Raw genomic sequence first — 18,590 nt, forward strand, 5'->3', positions numbered from 1 at the left:
CATCGTACCAAAGGCGTTTAAATTAAATAACGGTTGCTAATTACGAGGATTGCAAAGCTGAACAAGATGATAAGTATGCCACTGGGTAGGGATACTTGTTTTTTTGCCGCTCCGCTTTTCTCGATCAAGAGAAAGGTGCCCCCAATTAGTAGCCCGTAGATGATTGATTTAACGGTATGAATAGGTACCCAGTCGGGCAGGAATATATCGGAAAATATAGTTATCGGGCAAGCACATAATAGATACAACGGTAAACGTAATTTCACGCGTGACCTCCATTCGCAGCTAAACCACATAAGGGCATAAAGCTATATTATGCTCTTCGTATACGCAATCAAGCGAATTTAGAAATATTCGGCCTCTTCGAATAGGTGGCTCAGTCGGCTGGAAGCGTCATGAATAAAACGGCGTACGTTCTCTTCCGTAATGAACCTCGGCTCGATACAAGGTTCCTTTTCAGGCATATACCAATGGGGCACTCGCTGTTTTCACTTCTCCACTTCTTCTTGCGTCAATAGATTTGGGACATGGACAGGGGGACAAGATTGCAGCGCTTCCCACGCTTGCGGTCTCCACGGTTCCTTCCCGAATAAATAAAAATCGACTTGATCCGTCTCCTTTTTTACTAGATCGTGTGCTAGAACTCTCAACGGATTTACAAATATACCCATAACTAAGACGCGACTAATCCCGCAAAAGTTGCGCTATTCCTCCTGCCCGTAGCGCAGCGGCGGCAGCCGATCGTTTCCGAGGCCGGCTGCCGTCGTGACACGCTCATGTGATGGTGCACCGTTAGGAGCTAAGCGTGCGACTCGAACCAGCTTTCGCTATAGCGGGTCTAAAATATTTTCCGACCTTCTCTAACTCATTCATCACGCACGCGATTTTCCCCTCATCCCGGAACCAGTTCTCTCTCGTGATCCCCGTTTTATCGACCACCGGACTTACGTAAAATTCGGTCTCGCTTGGGAATACAAAACGATACGTTAATAGGGCTCTTCTAGCGTGATAGTTCTTGCACACCAACACCACTCGTTTAGGTTGAATCCCATGTTGGTATAAGACCTCTAAAGAAAACCGGGCGTTTTCAAACGTATTCGCAGCTTGATCTTCCTTCAATATGGCTTGTGACGGAACCCCTAACGAGAGTCCGACATCTCGAAGAAACGCCCACTCCGTCTTCTCGACATGGGGATTAGCACCACCTGAAGGCAACATAAACGGAGCATAGCCTTGATGATATAAGCATGCCGCGCGCTCGGCTAATTGAGGATGACTAGCTCCCGGAATTAAAATGACATCCGATTGCTCCACCTTCGTGTCAAAAAACATAAAGTCCGTAATGGGATCAAAGGGAAGCGACATTCACCGTACCTCCTTAAAATAAGCTTGTTTTAGACGATATTGCATAAAACGTTATTTATTTAGGGAATCGCAGATCTCTTCTAATTTTAAGCCTCTTGAGCCTTTTATTAATACGACATCGTTATGATTCAATAACGGTTTGCAAGCAGCTGTCAGTTCAGCCTTTGAGGTAAAATGCTTCACCTCTCCTGTTGTCCTTGTACGATGAAGTGTATCCGAGATGATCTTGCTTAAATTACCGATCGTAAATACGGTCTGGATCTTTGACATATCAATACATTTCGCGATTTTCGCATGAAATTCAATTTCCTTATCGCCTAACTCCAACATATCTCCAAGGATCAATATTCTTCTATTAAAGCCTTCTAGATTTGAGAGCGTTTCTATTGCTGCTTTCATTGATACCGGACTCGCATTCCATGCATCATTAATGATCATGAATCCTCTCGGAGTAACTATTCGCTCCATTCTCATTCCGGTCATCACTAATTTCTCCAAACCCGATTGTATATCCGGTTGTTTGATTTGGAAGCAATCTGCCACAGCCATAGCTGCAAGCACGTTTAATACGTTGTGCCGACCGAGCATTGGAACAGAGAACTCGGCTTGATACTTGTTCATCGTAAAAGATAAACTAGATTCATTCAGGTTGATCTCTAGTGGATAGTAGTCATTTCCAGGAGATTCACCGAATCGAATGACCTTCAATGTTTCCGGGAGCCTCATTTCGGAGAGCGGCTTATTCAGCAGCGGTTCATCTCCATTAATAATAAAAACACCACAGGGATTCAGACCTTCGAGTATTTCTAACTTTGCGGAGGCAATCCCCTCTCTCGACCCAAGACTCGCCAAGTGAGATACGCCAATCATCGTAATGATGCCTATATCCGGTTTTGCAATCTCGGATAGGATTTTCATTTCTCCGGCATTGCTCATTCCCATCTCCAGTACAATGATATCCGTATCTTCTTCTACGGCCAATAAGGTCAAGGGAAGTCCGTACTCTCCATTTAAGTTCCCAATGGTTTTATGAACCTTATACGACGCACTCAATAGGGAGCTGATAAGATCTTTAACGGTTGTTTTTCCATTACTCCCCGTGACGCCAATAACTTTGCAGTTAAGTTGCCCGCGATAGGATTGAGCAAGCTCATGTAAAGCTTTTAATGTATCTTCCACAATGATAAGAGGCAGCCCTTCGGGAGGCGGAACATGGTCTGCTTGCCACAATGAGACGACAGCTCCATTTTCAAATGCCTGCTTCACATAGTTGTGACCATCATCAATTCTTACGATGGGGACGAACAAGTCGCCTTCGATTAAGGTTCTCGAATCAATGGAAACACCTTTGACAATCAACTCGGGAGAAGTAACGTTTATGCCTATTCCTTCGACCATTGAATATATTTCTTCAATTGAACGTAAGATCGCAAATCCCCCCTTTTCATCTACATAAATATTATGCCACACAGTTCTGTTAAATTTCCCCAAAATAATTGGCGGTCATATCTAGAAACGTGGCTCGAACGGCCTCCTCCGACCAGCATCCACGCAAAAAAACACAACAAGCATACGGACCCCGTATGCTCGTTGTGCTCTAATAACGCGAATCTGCCGGCTAATCACAACCTAATCGTTCTCTACGCGGCTTCGTGGCGTACATCCCGATCAGCCGCCGCGCCGGAGGTGACGGCCTCATCGATCGTAAACGAGAAGTCGTTCGTTGTCGAGCCGTCGGCCGAAATCACTTGGAGGCGGAGATCCGCTGTAATCGCCGCGGCTGTATCAACCGCATTGCCGCTGCCATCGACAACCGACATCGACTGGACGCCGGCCAGAGAGATTAACTCGTCTAGCACGTCGCCAACCGTCGTGCCGGCCGTAACATCGATGGTCCGATCCGTAATGGCGTTCAAATGCGTGCTGGTATAGGCAATATCGACCGCGGTGTCGGAGACCCTGCCCGGGAACACATAAGATTGCGATAAGTTATCCCGTATGGAGCTGTCGAAATCAGTTCGGCCATGAACGTCAGGGTACACCGTCGGCGTTTGCGCAGGGTACTGTTTATTGAACGTTGTAATCGCCAAGTGGCTGAACTGGTAACTTGATGTGCCTCGCACTTGTACGGCGCTGCCGGGTAACCCGCCCTGCAGCATCGTTAAGCTGCTGAGACGAACGTCGGTGCCATTATCGATAACAATCGCGTAGCGGTCATTTCGCAGCGTGTCCTCATAGGCGATGGAGCTGTCCTGAATCGTGACATGATCGACGTATTTCATAAGGATGCCGTAGGCAGGGAATGTATTCGCATTCGGATAGGACGACGTCCGATAGTTCCCCCCGTTCTTAGCCTCGGCGATCACTTCCGCCGTGTTGGACAGCACCGGCTTGGAAGCAGGCTTAGCTGGATTGTAGGACGCCGTCAGCGCAAGGTTCTTGATCGTGATATTGCGGACGGGATACGTCTGTCCGTCTACGATTGTGCCAACGGAACCGGTGTCGACTTGGCCCGCGGCTCCGGTGCTCGGAAATCGTTTATACCCTTGAATCACGATCGGGAACGCGCCGTCTCCGCCGGCATTCTTGGATAATACGGCCCCGTCGACCGTAACGTTGGCGATCGATCCGGGTCTTCGAATGCCCAGCGGCAGCCTCGCCGTCTGCAGACTTCCGTCTTCGTCATACCCGGCCCCTTCGAACCGAGGAGATACGCCGAAGGCAATGCCGCCGGAGGTGTTTTCCAACCGCAAATCCGAAAACGTGACGTTCTTGACGTTCGAACCGTCGTTCACCCAGATGGCAACGCCGGTTTTGTTGGCATTCGTGGTGAGCGTCAAGTGCTTTGCGGTTATATTTTCCATGTCCCCGACCGTTTCCGAGCCTAGCTGGAACACATTGCCGCCCGCAATATCACCGGCCACAATGGTATCGATCGCGATATTGGATACGTGCCGAACGAAGCCTAACGAAAAATCGCTGCCTAATTTCGCTACGTCATTGCTGGATTTCAGCGTCGTCACGTTATACGCGGACGCGTCGTTGTCTTGCATGAAGTTGAACGTGTCCCGCTGACGGCCGGAACTAGAGTCAGGCAAGACGATGTTTTGAACCCGAATGTCGTCGCAGCCGGTGGTGAGGATCGAGAACCAGCCGCCTTGTTCGATGGTTAGCACATGCGCCTCATCCGTTCCGCCCACCACGATCTCTTTCGACAGCTTGAACGAAACGGTCTTCGTCCCGTTACCGGGAACGTACGGATCGCTGTAGCCCGTATATAAATTCATATTTCCGTAAATTTTCGCCGAATTCCCGAGAATCTTAATATTCTCGACGCGAACGCCCCACATCAGAGCGTCTTCCCAATAGCCATGACCGTCATCCTGCCCCAATGCGAACGGATAATTTAACGGGGCTTCTCTAGCGTCGATCTTGTCCAAGGCGGTCAGTTGCGCGTTCGTGTCCAGATATAAATAGACATTGCTTCTTAAATGAATGCTGTTCGAAGCGAAATTCGAACCGCCCTTGAAATACACCGTTCCGCCGCCGTCCTTGCTTGCCGCCGCAATGGCAGCATTGATCGCAGCGGCATTATCCGTTCCGGTATAGGTCAGGATGTCGCCTTCGCCCCCCGATACGGCGGCATCCGCGACCGCACCGAAGTCCGTGACATCGTAGCGGCCGGAATAATAGCTTACCATGTTGGAACTTCCATCGGCTGTGATGAGCTTGAAGTAATAATGGGTGTCCGGCAACAGGTTCTTCAGGACGGCTTGCTGCGACTTCAGACGCGCTCCCGTATTCACCCAAGTCAACCCTTTATCTAAGCTTGCATAAACGCTGGCTTGCTGATGGACGGAATCGGCTTCCAGCACCGCCGTTGTCGGGGTGGTATACGAGACATCGGCCGCTTGCCGGACTAGATCGTCTGCCGTAGCAGCGACATTGAACCGGGCCGTTCCCGTCTCCGTATACTCCGCTTCGCGAGGCGTTCCCGAATAAGCCTTGCCGCTGAACGTCGCGCTGAACGTTCCGCCCCGTTTGGGAATTTTTTTGTTTTTCAGCACCAGCGTGACGTCAACGCCGTTGTAGGCGCTAAAATCCGTATCCTTGATGGAAACCGTTCTTCCGCCGTCCGTGATGACTACTTTGGTACGCAGATCGGCATTGGAATTCAGATCCCGCACCCAGTTTCTTCCCGAATGGTTATAATCCTTCGCCGACGCGATCGCAGCATCGTTCAATTGCACGAAACCGCGGCCGATCACATCGAACGTATCCGTCGGGGAAGCGGTGATGCCTTCCGGCAAATGAAAGGTTAACGTGCCGTATAAATATTTTCGTTCCGGCGTGGTTCGATTGATCGAATATTCCAATCGGATATCTTGCTTCTCGCCTGCGGTATACTGCTGCAGGTTTGCTCGCAAGGTGGTCAGCTGGATCGTATACCGTTTGGACGTGCCATCTTCGGCAACGACGGTTAACGTGTCGTGATTCACGATTTCATCGGCTGGCTTTTTTTCGTTGCCCGATGGATCCGTAACCGAATACTGCTGAAACGAATGGTCCGTCGAATCAATCTCGGCAAGCAATTGTTCGACATGGTACTGCGGGATCATCGAGATCGTGCGATGCGCGTTGTCGACGCTTGCTAGGTGAATGGCGTTATTCAGCAGCCGAAGCTGCGTGTTGGACGAGCTTCTGGGCTTGAAGGCGGCCTTCTTCAGCGATACCGCGGAATGGCGAATTTGCAGCGTGTACGATTTGGCACGATCCAGCGCGGGCAAATTCGTGATCGAATAAGCGATGCCGTCCGTACCCTTGAGTACGCTGATCGCAGCATGCGACAGATCGATAGGCCCCGTTCCGTCATGGATGGAGATGTACGAAGGAACGCTCCCGCTGGTCATATGCAAGAGATCGGTCGTGGAAGAGGTGCTGAACGAAAAGGTGTCCGACGCTCTAACGTTCGACGAGAAGCCCAAAGGCGTGATTTTCACAGCTTGTCCGTGATGATCATGCTTCGCCGGATTCAAGCTGTCGCCGGATTGCGGATTAGACGCGGCCCATGCGCCGTAAGCCTGACTGAACAACAGGGTCAGCGCAATCATAACGGATACAACCAACTTGTTCTTCAACGTTTCGCTCACTTCTTTCTGTTCATGTGAATGTAATGCGAGTACGCCGTCATTGGGGCTTTGCTTTTGCATATCTGAAACCGGCGATCATCGCGATGAGCAAGCTTGCGGCCATCGAGCTCCACAGCAGGATGATGTAGGTGGTGGTCAAGGGGTCTCGATCCACCTCGATCGCCGTGTTAATGACGATCTTCTTGCCGCTATACACCGTTAAGTAATAAGCCATGAACGAAGCGGCGGCCATATGCAGCCCCGTCATCGAGATGAAGCCGAATCTGCCGGTGATGCGCGACAACGGAGCGAGAAGCTTGACTGCAAGGATGGATACGATCGCCAATCCCGCTTGCCAGAAGAAAAACCGCAGGTTCGCTTCCGGCTCTTGGCTGAGCTTCAGAAATACAATAGGTCCAAGCGAAACGAGAGCAAGCAGGACCACCGGCCTGACGAGCCGCTCCAAGCCATGACCGGCGCGGGAATAACGCCGCATCAACAGGAGGACGACGGCTAGATAATAGCTCAGGCAGCCGATAAAGCCCGCCAGCATGTTCCTGTGCTTGATAATTTCGGTCCTCTTCACGGCATCGTTGAAGTTCTCTTCCGGACCTCCGAGTGCGATCGCCCGATCCAGCGCTCGAATGGCCTTGTTGAGATGATGCTGCTTCACGAGAATGCCGGCATATAAGCGCAGCGCCGAGGCTTGGTCTGCGGGATCCGTCATGCCGGCCTGGCCGAAGCTGTCGATCAAGGCTGCCGCATGCTCGCCTGCGGCTTGATAGTCGGGAATCGCCGCATATAGATTCGCCAGATAGAGATGCATCTCCGGCGCAATCAACGCGTTTTCGTTCTTCGACAGTAGGGTTTCGACGGCAGCCAGCCTTTCTTGAACGGAACGATGGTCATCTTCGGACTGCACGCTTCGAAATTCCCGCAAGGCTTGCCATTCGGAGCGTCTCTCCTCGAGATAGGTCACTCTGTCCCGAAAGTCGCCCGCAAATATCCCGTTCGGGAAACGGTCGAGATACGTATGGTACAAGGTCAACGCCTGATCGAACTCAAACAGGTAGTCATCATAGATATGGGTTAATTGCTTGTACACGATTTCATCCGTCAAGTCCGGATTCCGGGCCAGCAGTTCTTCCAGCACCGACGCCGCCTGCTCGTATTGTTGAGCGGCAACGAATTGATTCGCTTGCGCGCGGTAATCTTGTACGTCGGCGCCGGAATTGCCTGAAGCCATGCAAGTACCGGACACCAGCATGAGGAACAGCCCTAGGATGAAAGCAAAGCAATACGGTGCGCGATTCTTCATGGGTTCCTCTCTTCCCGCTTTCATTAGAAGGGTACCAGCTGCAAGTTGAACAGCCGATCGATGAACCAAGCGAGCCCAACGATAAAAATAGCGGCGGACGCGACAAGGGTCACGGTTCGGGACGAGACCTTCTTCCTGAGTAAATAGAGAAGGGGCAACGTGACTAATAAGATCGAGAGTTGTCCGACTTCTACGCCGACATTAAACGAAACCACCGAGCGAACGAGATTCGATTTGTCCGCGACGTATTCCTGAAGGACGCTGGCAAAGCCGAATCCATGAACCAAGCCGAACAAGAAGGTGACCAGCCAGCGATAATTGATCTGTTTGGACACCAGGTTCTCCACCGCGATATAACAGATGGACAGGGCAATGACGCTTTCGACGAACCTCGAGTTCAGGTTGACGATATTCATGGCCGCCAGCAGCAACGTAATGCTATGCGCGATGGTAAACGCCGTGATGATCTTCAAGGCTTCCCTGACGGATAAGCCGATAACAATCAGAGCCAGCAAGAACGCGATGTGATCATACCCGGTCAAAATATGCTTGATGCCGAGTACGATGAAAGTCGCGATGTCGGACAAGAACGACGCGGATTTATCCGTGAATTCCCATTCGGTGTGATCGGAGTCGAAGATATACTGCAGGCTCGGCTGGGTCTTATCGAAGACCGCCTGCACCGAATCGTCATCGGCATCGGTATAATAGACGTAACCGATACTCACGTGCTGATTATTGGTTTCATCAAGCAGAAGGTGATACCCAATCTTCACCTCGTTGTCTTGCCAATTAAAATCCAGATCGCTGATCTTCAGCCAGATTTCCCACAATGTCCCTTCCCGCGTGATTTTAACGACCTGCTCCGGATAGGCGCGGCCATTAATGGAGACAGACAGCTTCTCGTCGATATAGGGCTGGATGACCTTCGCGGTCATGTCGCGGAGCTGATCGTCGGTCAGATGGTCGAGGTCATACCCGAGTTCCTTAATCCCCTTGATCTGCTCAAATACGCCGGGGTCGAGCTCTACCGCGGACAAAATACGATCCTTGCCGAAGGCCCATTTCGTGCTTCCGAGATACATGTCGTGAGCAAAAACGGGCGTAACCCCGAACAGGAAAATCGCCATTCCCACGAGCAGTGCCGCTAGTTTCTTGAATCCATGTCTACGCATACGATGCACTCTTTTCTTCTTCGTGTTAGGATGCGCTCCCGGCCTGCCGGAAGTACGCAGCCAGGCTGAGGCTGAACCCCATTGCCTTGTACCCGTTTATTTTATGAAATCTATGTATGCCGAACGTTAAGGTAATATTGAGGTCTTGTTAACGTCGCTTGCTGCTCTTCAGGCATTCATCCGCTAAATAAGCAATGGCGGCGAAAGGATAGACTCCTAACGCCGCCATTGTCGAACCTATGTGCTTAGTTGCTGCCGTTTTGCTGCAGCAGCTGATAGAGATGGTAGATCATTTGCGCGGTTTCCGCTCTAGTCGCCTGACCCGTCGGGTTCAGTGCCGAGCCGCTGCCTTGGACAACGCCCGCTTTCACCATTTGAGCTGCCGCTTCGACTGCGTAAGGCGCGATTTTCGCCTTGTCGCTGAAGCCGTTCAACTCAGCCGGCTCGCCGCTCAGGTTCAGCTTGCCGGTAACTTCCATCGCCCGGCTAATCAGCACCATCATGTCCTGACGCGAGATGAATTCGCGCGGATTGAACTTGTTGTCGCCCGTGCCGTTCGCGATGCCGAGCGTCTTGACGATGCCAAGCGTTTGATAATAGTAGTCGGTCGCCTTAACGTCGCTGAAGTTGGACGTCACATCCGCCTTCAGGTCCAGCATGCGGACGAGCATCGCCATGAAGTCAGCGCGCGTAATCTGCTTGCCCGGCTCGAAGGTCGTAGCCGACGTGCCGTTGATGATGCCCTTGTCGGCCAGCACCGCGATCGCGTCCTTCGCCCAAGCGTAATGCGAATCCACGTCCTTGAACGGATTGGCCGGAATGACCGGCGTGCTGCCGCCATTGTTCGGCGTGCCGCCATTGTTCGGCGTGCCTCCGCCATTGTTCGGCGTACCGCCGCCGTTGTCCGGCGTACCGCCGCCGTTACCGCCGCCGTTACCGCCGCCGTTGCCGCCGCCGTTGCCGCCGCCGTCACCCGGGTTCGTCGTATCCGCGGTTTTGTAGATGACATGGAGCTGCGGAATTTGATCTGCGTTGTCGCCTGCGCCTTCAGAGGACTCGGCGGAGCGAGTGCCTTGACCGGCTAACAGGAAGGTCAGCGCATTTCCGGCTTTCCAGTCGGACTTATCTACGATTTCCTGAACCAAGGATGCAACGTTAGGCGTTTGCTGATCCGGACCGGCTTCATGCTCTACCGTCCACTCAGGCGCATCCTTCCAGCTTACGAAATCCTGCGTCTTCACGCGTCCAGACACGTTGCCCGGCTTCTCCAGAAGCGAGTTCGCAATGTCCTCTGCGTAAATATTTACTTCGAACGGATTCAGGTTCTTCTCAGGCTCGTCGACGGAGAACTGAATGTAAGCGTCGAGAATCTTAGCCCCTTGCGGAATAGCCAGCTCGGCGAATCGGAGCGCGATTTGCTGATTGGTTTCTTCCTGTACGATCTCGAGGTCGGAGCTTTCCAGATCCAACGAACCGTCTGCGCGTTCTTCCGTATCGTCGTAAGGATTAATAATCGACGCCACGAGCGCTTGGGCACCTTCCGCCGAAGGGCCGACGATAATCGATACCTTGTTGCTGTCGATCGTGATGCCATTGACGGTCACGACTGCCTGTACGGTCACGGCCGTCGTGCGTTCCGGCTGCTTCTTCACCGTTACGGTGCCGTCTGCGGAGATCGACAGAATATCCTCCAGGCTCGTCTTGTAGGTCACTTCAGCCTTGGACAGATCGATGGCTTTCTCCGTGTTGTCTTTCGCCGTCAAGCTCAGCTTGGCCGAAGCGTCGCCGGACAACGAACCGTGATCCGAAGCCAGGGTTACTTCTGCCAGCCCGTCCGGATTTTGAATATGGACGGTCACTTTATTACTCGTAACCAGCTTGCTGCCGTCATAGATCTCGGCCCACACTTGAGCCGATGTATTAAATACTGGCTTTTTCTTCAGCGACACGGTGCCGTCCGCCGCAATGTTCAGGTTGTCCGGCTTATCCGTGTAATATTTGACCAGGGCACCGGCCAGATCCACATTGGCACCCTTGCTGTCGACAGCCGCCAGACCGAGCTTCACCTGGCTATCAGGCGTAGCCGTCGGCAGCGTTGCTTCGTCCGGCGTCATGGTCAGCTTGGAAATATCCAATTGAACCGGTTGGTTCTTCACCGTGATGGTCTCGATTACCGTGCCGTCGATCCGACGGGAGGTGACCTTCATCGTATCTCCTTCAACATCGAACTCGCTTAAGAAGTACGATTTATCGGCCGCCACGATGTTCGGCCAGGACGGGTTCACATCATACGACGGAGCGCCGCCGCCGCCGGAGGTGACGTATTGAATGCCGTCAACCACGGCACGCGCATAGTTGTGATTATGTCCGTTCAGATACAGCGGTACCCCGAATTGCTTCAGGATAGGATGGATGTATTTTTGCAGATCCGTATTGTTCTCATGCGTGCCTGCACCCCAAGCCGGTTGATGGCCCATGACGATCTTCCACGGCTTGGTCGTGGTGGCCAGATCGTTGATCAGCCAATTATACTGCTTCGAGTCAGGCTTGAAATCCGCGTACTCGTCCAGGACGGAGACGTGGATCGGACCGTAATCGAAGGACCAGTAGAAGTTGTCCACGTACGGATACGGGTAATATTTCCCGTAGACCGAACCTACGCCCTCATGGTTGCCCCTGGCTCCCATCATCGGCACCTCGGCCTGAAGCGCGTGCATCTGCGGGTAAGCGGACTCGGGAACGAAATACTGAGCGGTCCAGTTGCTCTCGGTGTCGCTCGACGCAATATCCCCGCTGTTCAGGAGCAGCGTCTGGTAAGCCGGGTCGGCGGCATACGCCTTGCGCGCCAGGTCGGCTACCTGATCCTGCATATTCGGTTGGGTACGGCTGTCGCCGTAGGAGAGGAACTTCACGGACGTCGCGTCATCCGCAGGCGCCGTGACGAACGAACCAGCCTGACCGTCTACCTCGTAATAATACTTGGTACCCGGTTCCAGTCCGGTGATGTCGAACTTATGCTGATTATCGTCGCCGTACGTTACGACGGATTGTTCCCCCATCGTGTACTTCGTGTCTGTTCCCCACTTGATCGTATTCGGCTGGCTGTCGCTCGTCTGCCACATCACGCTCATCGACGTGTTCGATCCTTCGAACAGCAGATACGGCCCCTTGATGATCGTGCTCTCGGCAGATACGTTGTAAATGCCAATGGTGAACAGAATCGTGCATACGAACAGAGCCAAGGTTAACCCTTTCCACTTGGCCTTTAACTTCACCTTCACTTCGTCATCCCCTTCTCTGTCATTAGCAGTCGGCCATGGAACCCCGTTCACTTCCATCTGCCAATCCATTACTAGATAATGATTGCCTCCTCACCCTGCTGACATCGGCGCACCGCCTCGTGTGTTGCTGGCGCGCTAACACTCTCGTTGAATCACGAAATGGATGGCGGAAATAACAGAATATTCCCGTTCACCGTCTGCCCTAGCCATTATACTCGCAATCGATGATGTACAAATTTAAGATAAAGTTAACTTTATGTGAAGCTAATGTTAAGGCCGAAGCCGCCTCGCCCTTCACTCGGAACTGGCTCGTTCGGCCGCATTTGCAATTTCATAAACTAACATTAACATTCTATTGACAATTCTTTTCTACAATTATCGACATCCTAATCCCTAACGAAAGAGATGGACTGTCGATGAAATCATTATTTAATGCAAGAGATTTTGCGGTTACGCAAGCGAGCGTAGCCGCACTGCTTTTTTTGTCGATCCCGCTGTTTAATGTCATCGGGTACAGCAATCATAAGCTGGAAGCCGTACTGCACGGATTAGGCGCGACCATCACCGTGATCCTGAGCTGTCAGGTGCTTCATTTGACCTATCCCATGCTGCGGGGCAAGCAGGGAGCGGCGGTCAAGCTCGAACGGGTGCTCTGGCTGACGAACATTCTCGTTCTGGCGACGATCGTCCTCGGTAATTGGCTGTACATCGCTTACCGCGGACCGGACGGTCCCCAGCAGTGGCTGATGTACCGCAGTCCCGAGGCGCACTTAATCGTGATGGAATATAAAGAATTCGTCTCGCTGTACCCGCTGCCCTTGGGAATCGCGGCGGCCGTGCTGCTGCGCCGGTTTCGCCACCGGCTCGAAGCGGGCTCGCCCGTCGGCGGCATCATCGCTTTGCTGATCACGCTGTTCTGGATCTGTATGCTGATCGGTCTTGCCTGCGGATTCGGCTTAACCAAACTGAAAATGGTATGAAGTCCAACATGATTGATAGGGAGAGACAAAAGGTGAACGAACCCAAACAACGAAAAACCGGCGAAATTGCCGCCGTGCTGCTTTCCGTATGGCTCGGTATCGCAGCGACGACGGTCTGTCATTTGTGGAGCTATTACAATCCGATTCAGGCGAATCCGATTCTGCTGAAATGGGGGTCCTGGATCCCTTCTTGGTGGGGCATCGGTCCTTATACCGGCAAAGAAACGGCGGGACTGGTCGTCTGGCTCGGCACATGGGCGATCCTTCATTGGACCCTCGGACGGGCGGAGGTCAAGCTGAAGCCATGGACGATCGGATTCGCGATTGCCTTTATGGCCAATCTGATCTTCCTCTGGCCGACCGTGTACCACACCATCATGTGGTGGCCTGCCCTGCCGAACACTTTACCGGGAGGAGAGGGGTAAGCTTATGGCGGTCTTCAACAAATATAAGCTTTCTTTATCGCTGCTAGCGTTAATCGCGGTGCTGTTCGGTTCCTTCTATTGGACAAGGGTCCCCATGGAGGGATTCAAGTCCTACGCCGCGTCCCCGACATCGTTTCGGATGGGGTATTTCAGCCAGCAGGAGGGGGACATCGGGGAGTGGATGAGCCAATTCCAGGACATCTCGTATTTTGCCGCGTCCAACCGGTTGATGGAGCAGCATCCGGAGGCGCGGTCGTTCCGGCTGTACCCCGTCTTCGACGGTTCCACGACGGAACAGAAGTTCAACCAGGCCTATCCTCACGTGCCTAACGAGACGCTTCCGGGTTACGGGAAAACCGTTTACGCGGTCAAGCAAGGAAACGCCAAACTCTTCTTCCTGAACGCCGAACGGCTGCAAGAGGCGGGAGACAGCCAATTGCAATGGATCCGCACGACGATGAAAGATAACAAGCAAACCTTCGCCCTAGCTTGGCTGAGCGAAGATCCGAAACGTCCCGAGATGTGGGGTTCGCTCCGGACCGCCGGCATAAGCGCGGTCATCATTCGCGATACCGTGTACGTCCTTCATGTCGGCGTGTCCCAGACGCCGTCCGATTATCAGCCCTCCGGCTATCGAGACTGGGACATCTGGGAATTGTCCGAGATGAAGGAAGCGCCTGTCATGACGGAGCTGGAAGCCGATGCCAACACGTTGACCATTCAAGCGGTGGACGAACAGGGGCAGCCATTGGATCAGCTGAAATTGAGCGCGGATAATCTGGCTTCGTGGGATCTGGCCGCGTTGAAGGAGAAGGAAGAAATCCCGCTCGTGGGCATCCAATCCTTATGGCATTATCACCCCGGCGACGATTCGATCAAATCCATCATCCCGGAAGGCGTCGACCCGGTGGGCGAAGGTCCGATCATTGAGACGTCCCACACGGAACCGGTTCCGCTGCCGGCTGACGACTGGCGCAGTCCGGATTACGACGACTCCGGCTGGGAGACCGGCAGAGCGCCTTTGGGGTATACGAATAATCAAGAGCGGAAGACTACGCTTCAAACCACCGTGGAGACCGTCGCGTCCCCGACGTATTACTTCCGCAAGACGTTTGAATTGGATCGCGATCCGAAGAAGCTGTCCGGATTAATCTTGCACATCGCTTTCGAGGACGGTTACGTGGTCTACCTGAACGGGCAAGAAGTCTCGCGTGACGCCATAATAACCGGGGTCCTGACCGAATCCTCGCTCGCGTTTCCGAACGAATATACCTTCTATAAGCGAGTCGATCTCAAGGCTCATCTCAACAAGCTGGTGAAGGGGACCAATGAAATCGCCGTTGAAGTACACCGCGGCCATCCTGGCGCGCCTAATCTGTTCTTCGACCTCGGCCTGTCTGTTGAATCCAATGGAGAGGAACGTCAATAATGCGCACAAACCTGCAGACCTGCATTCGAAAACCCGGCATCAGGGGTGTTGCGTCATGCTCGCTGATCGCCTTCCTGGCCTTCTTGTTGAGCGGATGCGTCCCCGCTCCCAAAAGCACGATTCCGATCGCGGACATTGCCGTTACGAACAATCACCTGATTCTCATCAACGAGACCGGCTATATCTGGTATGATGCCAAGCTGACCATTGACGGCAAGTACACGTATAAAGCGTCGATGATCACCGCCGGCAAGTCCGGCATACCGCTGGCGAAATTCGTTGACGACCAAGGCCATGCGTACAAGCGCGATCGGCTGAGCATCCGCAATCTGAAGATCGATATTACCGACACGCTAGGCCGAGAGAAGCACTTTACCTGGTAAGATCGATACCCACAAGCAATGGCCGTCGAGAACGTCTCGACGGCCATTTGCTTATCCGATTCGTTCGGTTCATCGCCGCGCGAAGCCGGTTCATTTCATGTAGCGATATTCCAGAAGATGCTTCAAATTCGAGATTTTCGCCAGCAGCTTCTCCCCGACATTGGTTTCCCGCACCAGCTTCCGCTTTAGTTCTTGGTCCACCAGCCGTTTGACGGACAATACGTCCGTGCCGTTGCACAGCACGTCCTCCTTCGAAATGAATTTCTGATGGGCCACGAGCTGCATGCCGAAGGAATTATACAACAAGGTATAGCCGGCGATGCCCGTCGTGGATTGATAGGCTTTGGAGAACCCGCCGTCAATGACGACCAGCCGCCCGTTTGCTTTAACGGGGTTCTCGCCGCGAATTTCCTTCACCGGCGTGTGGCCGTTGATGATATGCCCGTGATCCGGATTCATGCCGAACTCCAGCAGAATTTTCCGGCAGATCTCTTCGTTTTCGCGCAGCTGGTAATACGGATTCTTTCGCTCCTTATAGGTTTCTTTATCTGCGATAAAATACCGTTCAAAGGTGGTCATTTCCCGCTTCCCGAAGAGCGAGGAGCATTCCCCTGTCCAGATGTACCACACCATATCCGTGGCCAGATCATCCGTTATTTCCGGGTGCGCGAAGGCGTAACGCAAATAAGCTTCAAACGCATCGAGCAGCCGGCGGCCCGAATACGTCTGGTCTTCAATCCGCATTTCTTCCAGGCTGCCGTCTTCATCCAGAGGAATGCACCCGTGAAATAACAAATTCCCGTTGTATTTTAAGTACAGGCTGCCCTTCTTCATCAGAAACTTCATATGTCTGGCCAGCTTCTCGGAATGCTGAACGGAGAACAGGAGCTTGTCCATCACCTGCCGTTCTTCCTCCAGCAGCTCTTCGGGCCGCTCTGGATTGACGGTGGCGAAGCAGGTGTTTTCCAGCGGGTACGTCTTGCCGCCGAGCTCGATTTCCGCTTTGTCGTAATCGATCTGCTCCAGCATGCGCCGCTTCGACATGTTGAAGTAGGGGCGCCGCTTCATAATCGGGAGTTCAAGCTTGAACTGGATCATGGCAATGGCTTGATGGATCTTGGTAATCTGCAGGATTTCCTGCTCCGAGCCGTTATGGTCGGTCTGCAGCTTCGGTCTGAAGGCCGGATTGTCCCCGTAGTAGTGCTCCGCCAAGTTCAGCAGCGGGCGAAGATTGATGCCGTACACGTCCTCGATGATGTCCAGGTTGTCGTACCGGGCGCAGATCCGGATAATGTTCGCCAGGCAGACGAGGGAACCCGAATAGGCGCCGATCCACAGAACATCATGGTTCCCCCACTGAATGTCGACCGAATGGTAGTTGATCAGCGTGTCCATAATTTTATCGGGGTCCGGCCCGCGGTCATAGATGTCTCCGACGACGTGAAGATGATCGACCACCAGACGCTGAGTCGTATAAGCCAGGCCGATCAGGAGCTTATCCGCCTGGCCGAGCGATATCACTTGCCGGTAGATCTCCTCGTAATACGGGTCCTTGTTGTTGGTCGAATCCGTCTTGTACAGCAGCTCTTCGACGATATAGACGAACTGCGCCGGCAGCGCTTTGCGCAATTTCGCGCGCGTATACTTGGACGACGCGAACGAGATGAGCTTCAGCATCTGTTCGATCGTTTGCCTGTACCATCGGTTCAAGGCTTGTTTATCGCACAAGTCCGCTTTCACCAGACTGATTTTCTCTTCCGGATAATACACGAGCGCCGTAAAATCATTGATGTCCTGCTCCGTCCATACCTCGCGGAACACGGCTTTGATCTTCTCTTTTACGGTACCCGAACCGTTTCTCAGGACATGCTGAAACGCCTGGTACTCCCCATGCAAATCGCTGACGAAATGCTCCGTTCCCTTGGGAAGATTGGTAATCGCTTCAAGGTTGATGATCTCGGTGATCACTTTCTCTTCCGTATCGTACTGCTGGGCCAATAAATCCAGAAACTGCGCGTCCAAGACAGACGTCCCCCCTTTTGGACTAGTTTACCATGCCGCCGATTGAAATATCCGCCCGATAATGGAAAAAGGCTGCCGTTCTCGCCGGCAGCCTGGCATAGGAAACGTCCTTTCTGACATGCGGCGCGCGAAACGCGGCAGCGGCTTAGCTAACTAGACCGGGAGCTCGTACGCGGGTCCGATTTCACCAATTCAGCATGACTGGGTTGAATGCCATGGAGTTTTTTAAAAAAAGCCAGCGCATCGCTTGGCGTCTTAATCGTCGGGCCGTAGATGATTTTGTTGTCAAACCGCCCGTTCAGCTTGAACCATACGCGAAAATGCAAATAGTGCTCCATCCCTCTTCCCCCATTCGTAATAGCGTTACCAATAGTATAACGTATGCATGCCGAATATATTGTCAAAACCTGACATCTGCTAGATTCATATCGTGGGACTTTTGTCGGCTTTAGACTGACAGCCCGTTGTCAGCAGAGGTTATATATAATCGGGACAAGCAACCTTAAAGGAGTGGGAGACACATGCAGCGTATTTTGCTTTGGAAGAATAGAAGGCCGTCTTGTAGCCTCAATGCCAGGAAGGAGGGGATCTCGTGAAATTTGATTCCGTACGCCTCATTACCGACGACGTGGATCGTCTCTCCGCGTTCTATGAGAAGGTCATGGGCATTTCGGCGGAACGCCCCGCGCCCGTCTTTGCCGAGCTCGTGTCGTCCTCGTGCACCTTGGCAATCGGCCATTCGCAGACGGTGCAGCTGTTCGGCGCTGGATCCGCCGTGGCGGCCGCCAACCGCACGGCCATCCTCGAATTCCGCGTCCACGATGTCGATGCCGAATACGAGCGCTTGAAGCCGTTTGTCGGCGAGTGGGTGAAGGAACCGACCACCATGCCATGGGGGAACCGTGCCGCGCTGTTTCGCGATCCCGACGGCAATCTCGTTAACCTCTTCGCACCGGTGACCGAGGAAGCGATCAGACGGTTTGGCGGCAGGCCGTAATCGGATCTCTAGCGGCTTGGGAGGGCCGCTGAAGGGTTCGCGCCATGCCGCTCCCTAGCCGCCTTCTTCCATGAGAAAACCGTACC

The 18,590-nt window shown here is 53.0% G+C and carries 12 protein-coding genes; 5 read left to right on the forward strand and 7 right to left on the reverse strand.

The window, feature by feature from the left end:
• Nucleotides 1–792 precede the first annotated feature (792 nt).
• The 6 genes from ACFPB1_RS10070 to ACFPB1_RS10095 all read right to left on the reverse strand — a co-directional run bounded on the left by ACFPB1_RS10070 (nt 793) and on the right by ACFPB1_RS10095 (nt 12,268).
• The gene (locus ACFPB1_RS10070; protein WP_379224643.1) at nt 793–1,365 is read right to left on the reverse strand and encodes a YdcF family protein; all 573 of its coding nucleotides are present in this window, start codon (nt 1,363–1,365) and stop codon (nt 793–795) included.
• A gap of 51 nt (nt 1,366–1,416) precedes the next feature.
• Complete coding sequence (locus tag ACFPB1_RS10075) at nt 1,417–2,835, reverse strand: UDP-N-acetylmuramoyl-tripeptide--D-alanyl-D-alanine ligase (protein WP_379224645.1); 1,419 nt, start codon at nt 2,833–2,835, stop codon at nt 1,417–1,419.
• 170 nt (nt 2,836–3,005) lie between these two features.
• The gene (locus ACFPB1_RS10080; RefSeq protein ID WP_379224647.1) at nt 3,006–6,575 is read right to left on the reverse strand and encodes a hypothetical protein; all 3,570 of its coding nucleotides are present in this window, start codon (nt 6,573–6,575) and stop codon (nt 3,006–3,008) included.
• Complete coding sequence (locus tag ACFPB1_RS10085) at nt 6,553–7,812, reverse strand: tetratricopeptide repeat protein (protein WP_379224649.1); 1,260 nt, start codon at nt 7,810–7,812, stop codon at nt 6,553–6,555. The genes ACFPB1_RS10080 and ACFPB1_RS10085 overlap by 23 nt, the downstream gene beginning before the upstream one ends.
• A gap of 23 nt (nt 7,813–7,835) precedes the next feature.
• The gene (locus ACFPB1_RS10090) at nt 7,836–8,987 is read right to left on the reverse strand and encodes a HupE/UreJ family protein (RefSeq protein WP_379224651.1); all 1,152 of its coding nucleotides are present in this window, start codon (nt 8,985–8,987) and stop codon (nt 7,836–7,838) included.
• A 245-nt stretch (nt 8,988–9,232) separates the two neighbouring features.
• Complete coding sequence (locus ACFPB1_RS10095) at nt 9,233–12,268, reverse strand: S-layer homology domain-containing protein (RefSeq protein ID WP_379224653.1); 3,036 nt, start codon at nt 12,266–12,268, stop codon at nt 9,233–9,235.
• A gap of 416 nt (nt 12,269–12,684) precedes the next feature.
• Here ACFPB1_RS10095 and ACFPB1_RS10100 point away from each other — a divergent pair, with 416 nt between their 5' ends.
• Genes ACFPB1_RS10100 through ACFPB1_RS10115 form a run of 4 tightly spaced genes read left to right on the forward strand, consistent with a single transcriptional unit; the run spans nt 12,685 to nt 15,485 of the window.
• The gene (locus ACFPB1_RS10100) at nt 12,685–13,248 is read left to right on the forward strand and encodes a hypothetical protein (RefSeq protein ID WP_379224655.1); all 564 of its coding nucleotides are present in this window, start codon (nt 12,685–12,687) and stop codon (nt 13,246–13,248) included.
• 32 nt (nt 13,249–13,280) lie between these two features.
• Nucleotides 13,281–13,673 (forward strand): hypothetical protein, encoded by a 393-nt coding sequence (locus ACFPB1_RS10105; RefSeq protein ID WP_379224657.1) that lies wholly within the window; start codon nt 13,281–13,283, stop codon nt 13,671–13,673.
• Between the two features lie 4 nt (nt 13,674–13,677).
• Entirely contained in the window at nt 13,678–15,102 is a 1,425-nt protein-coding gene (locus ACFPB1_RS10110) for a hypothetical protein (RefSeq protein WP_379224659.1), read from the forward strand.
• A complete protein-coding gene (locus ACFPB1_RS10115) occupies nt 15,102–15,485 on the forward strand; it encodes a hypothetical protein (protein ID WP_379224661.1) in 384 nt (127 codons plus the stop codon). The genes ACFPB1_RS10110 and ACFPB1_RS10115 overlap by 1 nt, the downstream gene beginning before the upstream one ends.
• Nucleotides 15,486–15,575: 90 nt before the next feature.
• Here the strand turns inward: ACFPB1_RS10115 and ACFPB1_RS10120 are convergent, their stop codons facing one another.
• The gene (locus ACFPB1_RS10120; RefSeq protein ID WP_379224663.1) at nt 15,576–17,507 is read right to left on the reverse strand and encodes a fructose-1,6-bisphosphatase; all 1,932 of its coding nucleotides are present in this window, start codon (nt 17,505–17,507) and stop codon (nt 15,576–15,578) included.
• A gap of 592 nt (nt 17,508–18,099) precedes the next feature.
• Here ACFPB1_RS10120 and ACFPB1_RS10125 point away from each other — a divergent pair.
• On the forward strand, nt 18,100–18,504 hold the full coding sequence (locus ACFPB1_RS10125; RefSeq protein ID WP_379224665.1) for a VOC family protein: 405 nt from the start codon (nt 18,100–18,102) through the stop codon (nt 18,502–18,504).
• The last annotated feature ends 86 nt before the right edge of the window (nt 18,505–18,590 follow it).

Source organism: Paenibacillus sp. GCM10023250, from assembly GCF_042653205.1.
Taxonomy (GTDB): domain Bacteria; phylum Bacillota; class Bacilli; order Paenibacillales; family Paenibacillaceae; genus Paenibacillus_Z.

Coding starts and splice junctions, on each gene's coding strand:
- ACFPB1_RS10070 (WP_379224643.1), bottom strand. CDS start 1,365: ATGTCGCTTCCCTTTGATCCCATTACGGACTTTATGTTTTTTGACACG.
- ACFPB1_RS10080 (WP_379224647.1), bottom strand. CDS start 6,575: ATGCAAAAGCAAAGCCCCAATGACGGCGTACTCGCATTACATTCACAT.
- ACFPB1_RS10085 (WP_379224649.1), bottom strand. CDS start 7,812: ATGAAGAATCGCGCACCGTATTGCTTTGCTTTCATCCTAGGGCTGTTC.
- ACFPB1_RS10090 (WP_379224651.1), bottom strand. CDS start 8,987: ATGCGTAGACATGGATTCAAGAAACTAGCGGCACTGCTCGTGGGAATG.
- ACFPB1_RS10100 (WP_379224655.1), top strand. CDS start 12,685: ATGAAATCATTATTTAATGCAAGAGATTTTGCGGTTACGCAAGCGAGC.
- ACFPB1_RS10110 (WP_379224659.1), top strand. CDS start 13,678: ATGGCGGTCTTCAACAAATATAAGCTTTCTTTATCGCTGCTAGCGTTA.
- ACFPB1_RS10115 (WP_379224661.1), top strand. CDS start 15,102: ATGCGCACAAACCTGCAGACCTGCATTCGAAAACCCGGCATCAGGGGT.